The sequence below is a fragment of the Epilithonimonas bovis DSM 19482 genome (assembly GCF_900108115.1).
GTDB lineage: Bacteria > Bacteroidota > Bacteroidia > Flavobacteriales > Weeksellaceae > Epilithonimonas > Epilithonimonas bovis.
Map to the genome: position 1 here is coordinate 1 of NZ_FTPU01000074.1, position 4,379 is coordinate 4,379.

The window sequence follows — 4,379 nt, forward strand, 5'->3', positions numbered from 1 at the left end:
AAACTAAATCGAAGATATTTCGGAGACAAACTATTCGAAAGGCTCATTATTGCTAATATTACAGCAGTATGATTAAAAACGGATATACATAATTATTTAAAATGCACAACGGGTTAATAAAAAAATATTTATAGCAATTTTTGTTCACGACACATATGAAACTTTCGAAAATTCAGAGAAGATAATAGCAGAAATTTCAAAAGCAACATTTGACTATTATAACAAAAAATAAAAACTTGTGCTAATTGATAACTGTAGCATAGCACCCTATTTCTAATAATAAAAACCAACCTCTTTTAAAGGAATTTGAGAGTGGTTTTTGTTTAGATAGAAATGGCCGCAGTGACAGATTTTGTCACGATTTTTGGTCAAAAATACGCGCCAAAATCTTCGGGGCGGGGTGATTCTTTTTACCCCCGGTTAAAACCGGGGGCTATTAATAGGGCACACCTACGGCGTGCTGGGGTGGTAATTTTTTGGGGTTATGGGAAAGTGCAAGGATGTGTTATAAGAATTAGGTATATTTGGGTGTCAGCTGTAATATTTACCAAACTGCGTCTATGAAAAGAAAATTCGCCATTTTATTAATTTTAGTTTCTGTCAAAATATTTGGATGTAAATGTGAAGAAATGAACATTCAAGAATCCTTTAAATATGCGGATTTTGTTTTTATTGGAAAAGTATATGAAATAACTCAATCTCCTTCTGGATTCAAAACAATTAATAATTTTTTTAGCAAAGTAAATATTGAGAAAGTATATAAACTTAATGCTTACAGTGAATTTTACAATAAAACTGCAACTCTATTTTCTTCGCAACTAAGATCTTGTGATTTGTTTTACGATAACAATACTGAATATTTGGTTTTCGGATATATTGAACCTGATACAGGATTGATTTATTCTGAATTTTGCACTCAAACAAAGCCCTTAAAAAATGTTCTAAAATCAGACCTAAAAACGCTTGAAAAGTTAAAGATTGAATATTTAGAAAAAGATAAAAACATTGTCATAAAACCTGCTGTGGAAGAAATTGACATGTTTATAAATCAACCAAATATATTGATTGACAAACTCAGAAGAAAAACTGATTTCGCGCAATTAAGATATGAAAAGATAAAAACTGAAAACAAATATTTAAAAACAGCTTTGGTCGTAATAATTGGAATCATAGTAATATTAATAATATTTTTCTTCTATTCAAAAACTAAAAAAGGGAAAAAACACTGCAGCCAATAACCAGATTTTAGCTTCGTTCCGTTTGGCGGGGCCTTGAGTGGCCGGGCTTGCAAAGCCAACAATGAAATAGCCTCATAGAAAAAAAATTCAAGCGTAAAATCCGGGCGAGTGTTGGGATTTTTGTGGATTAAAGGAAAGCGTAAATAGACTGAGAGGGAAGTGCGTATATTTGGGTATTATGTGCTATTTTAAAAGACGATACAAAATGAAATCATTCTTGACAGCAATAGTTCTGGTTTGGCTTACAAATATTTCGTTCGGACAAACTATAAAATCCGGTGACTATGATTCTGGACTAAAATTGGCTTTCGACAGCAAGACCAAAAAACTAACAGGTTATTTTGAAAGCTATACGGGATGGGACGAAGAAACTAAGAACCCTATGTTTTCCTGTATCTTTTACATCGAAGGAACGGTTGATAACAATAAATTTAAAGTCTTGACCTATTACCCAGAATACAAATCGGACGACACTATAAGGGGACAAATTGAAATCATTAATGGCAACACTTTGAAAATTAAATTACCAAGTGAACACGGAGGCTGCTGGAATGTGCAACACTTTGCTGACGAGCCTGTTTCGTTTGCCATTGAGAAAAAAAACAGAATGGACTCAAATAAAATATGTGATTAAAAACAAGACCTATTTTTATTCTGAGAAATCAGAGGGCAAAAAACAGAGGGCTTATTTAGTTAAGAACGACTTTGTGTGTGTTGACAAAACAGAAGGCGACTGGACCTATTGCACATTCTACGGAAATCGAATAACAAAAGGCTGGATAAAGACGCAGGACTTAAATAAAGTTTAATAATTAAAAAAGCTGAAGGTAAGATAAGTAAATGTAGCACAGCACCCTATTTCTGATAAACTACCGTGATCAACTATAAAAACCAACCTCTTTTAAAGCGATTTGAGAGTGGTTTGTTCGAGATAATCTTTCTGTCGTTTGAGACACTATATACAGAATTCCTAAAGGATCTATTGATGCTTTTTCCAAACTGGGACGTTAACAACTTTTTGCCAAATGATAAAAAACGCACCGACTGCAATTGCTAAATTTGCAACTATGGACGAAATGGTAGAATACGTATTGCAGTTTGGCAACCTGAACAGACAACAAATTGATGTCATCGCAGAGAAGGCTCAAAAACTGGAACTTAAAAAGGAAGATTATTTCTCGGAAGCCGGCAAAATTGCCAAACAGGTTGGTTTTATCGTAGAAGGCATCCTCCGGATTTGTTACTACGATAATAAAGGCCAGGAGATTACCAAATATTTTATCGACGAAAACAATTTTGTAGTAGATCTACACAGTTTTGATGACAAAGTGCCTTCATCAGAGTATGTGCAAGCGGTTACAGACTGCCAGCTCCTTGTGTTTTCGCAACAAAATTGGGAAGAAATTGCCAATACCATTGTTGGCTGGGAAAACATTGTGAATAAAATCGTCAAAAAATCTCTGATCCAAAAAATAGAAAGGAGAAGCCCACTGGTGTCTGAAGATGCAACAGCACGCTATCGGGCGTTTATGGAAAAATACCCGCAACTTCTCAACCGCATCCCTCTTTCTTATCTAGCTTCCTATTTGGGTATTACGCAGTCATCTCTAAGCCGGATAAGAAAAAACATCCGTTAGATCCACTTTTTGCCATTTGGCAAATGGTTTCATTTTTAATCGATTCATTTTTGTACCGTTAAACCTTAAAACAAAAAAATGAATCCGATGAATCAAGAATACCAAAAAAGTGACCATAGAACGGTGCGTAAATCAATCATCATTACTGGTGCCAACAGCGGGATTGGCCTGGAGTGTACCATACAAATGGCCAAAATAGCACCTGAGGAACAAATTATCCTGGCCTGCAGGAATACGCAGAAAGGAAACGATGCCATTGAAATAATCAAACAGAAAACCCATCATCAACATCTGATTTGCCTCCCGCTGGATCTGGCTTCGATGCAATCTATCCGGGATTTCAGAAGTGCTATATCAAAGCTTCCAAATCCTGTTATTACAGCGCTGGTAAACAATGCCGGCATCCAGAACATAGGCAAAACAGCGTATACAAAAGACGGCTTCGAAATTACATTTGGCACCAACCAATTGGGCGGATTCTATCTGACCCTGCTGCTGTTGCCCTACATTGAGAAAAACGGGAGCATTACCTTTACGGCAAGTGATACACATGACCCCGCCACCAAAACGGGTATAGAACCACCCGTCTACACAAGCGGCAAAGAATTGGCTTTCCCAAAAGAAACGACAGAAAAAGCAAGCATCGTTGGGCAAAGACGTTATTCAACTTCTAAGCTCTGCAATGTTATGACCGCATACATTTTGCACGAAAAATTAGCCGGCAAAAACATTCGCGTCAATGCTTTTGATCCGGGAATGGTACCTGGTACAGGGCTTGCCCAGACCTACCCACCGGTTTTGAAATTTATATGGAACAACATAATGCCCATACTTACTTTTTTCAAACACAATACCAATAGCGCCAAGACATCCGGTAAACGATTAGCCAATTTGGCGTATGCCCATGACCTACAACATTTAAACGGTATATACTATTCAGACGGAAGGGTAAGAAAGTCATCAGCAGACTCATATAACAAAAACTACCAACTTGATTTGTGGAAATCCGGCATTAAACTGATGAACATTCAGCCACAGGACACGGCAATCACACTTGCATCCATGTAATGAATAAAAATCAGTCCATCAAAACGGCAAATCCTAACAGGGAAAATTGAGTATATTTGGGAGAACAATTGATCAGAATACGAATAGTTGAAAATTAACTATCAACTCAACCAAAATTGTATAAAAACAATCACTATCAAACGGATAAACACACAAATGAGTAATATTCCTTCATAAAACATTGTTTTTCAATATGTTTTTATAAGAATACAAAAACCCACCTCTCTGTTTTTCAGAACAATTCTGTCTGTATCCAAGGTGGTTTTCTTCGTTTTTTCTGTTTCGTGTAAGTTCTCCTGCTGTTCTGTACCATCCAAAATATTTCCAGATGGCTGATTAAATGAATCCTGATGAGTGCCGCAATGGTAGAAAATGCCTTTTTGCTCTTTGATTTTACACGTAGAACCTGCAACAGTAGCTGTGCAATCAGGGTACA

General features: G+C 36.4%; 5 protein-coding genes. 4 read left to right on the forward strand and 1 reads right to left on the reverse strand.

Annotation, left to right across the window (positions count from 1 at the left end):
* Positions 1-560: 560 nt before the first annotated feature.
* The 4 genes from B0B05_RS16010 to B0B05_RS16030 all read left to right on the forward strand — a co-directional run bounded on the left by B0B05_RS16010 (position 561) and on the right by B0B05_RS16030 (position 3,943).
* Positions 561-1,238 (forward strand): hypothetical protein, encoded by a 678-nt coding sequence (locus B0B05_RS16010; RefSeq protein WP_076784572.1) that lies wholly within the window; start codon positions 561-563, stop codon positions 1,236-1,238.
* A 205-nt stretch (positions 1,239-1,443) separates the two neighbouring features.
* Positions 1,444-1,872 (forward strand): hypothetical protein, encoded by a 429-nt coding sequence (locus B0B05_RS16015; RefSeq protein ID WP_076784573.1) that lies wholly within the window; start codon positions 1,444-1,446, stop codon positions 1,870-1,872.
* A gap of 433 nt (positions 1,873-2,305) precedes the next feature.
* Complete coding sequence (locus B0B05_RS16025; RefSeq protein WP_076784575.1) at positions 2,306-2,875, forward strand: Crp/Fnr family transcriptional regulator; 570 nt, start codon at positions 2,306-2,308, stop codon at positions 2,873-2,875.
* A gap of 87 nt (positions 2,876-2,962) precedes the next feature.
* Positions 2,963-3,943, forward strand: a complete 981-nt coding sequence (locus B0B05_RS16030; protein ID WP_076784576.1) for an SDR family NAD(P)-dependent oxidoreductase — start codon at positions 2,963-2,965, stop codon at positions 3,941-3,943.
* 188 nt (positions 3,944-4,131) lie between these two features.
* On the opposite strand, the gene B0B05_RS16740 is transcribed toward B0B05_RS16030, so the two are convergent.
* Positions 4,132-4,379: hypothetical protein (locus B0B05_RS16740; protein WP_159435889.1), on the reverse strand; the 248-nt coding region annotated here is incomplete at its 5' end.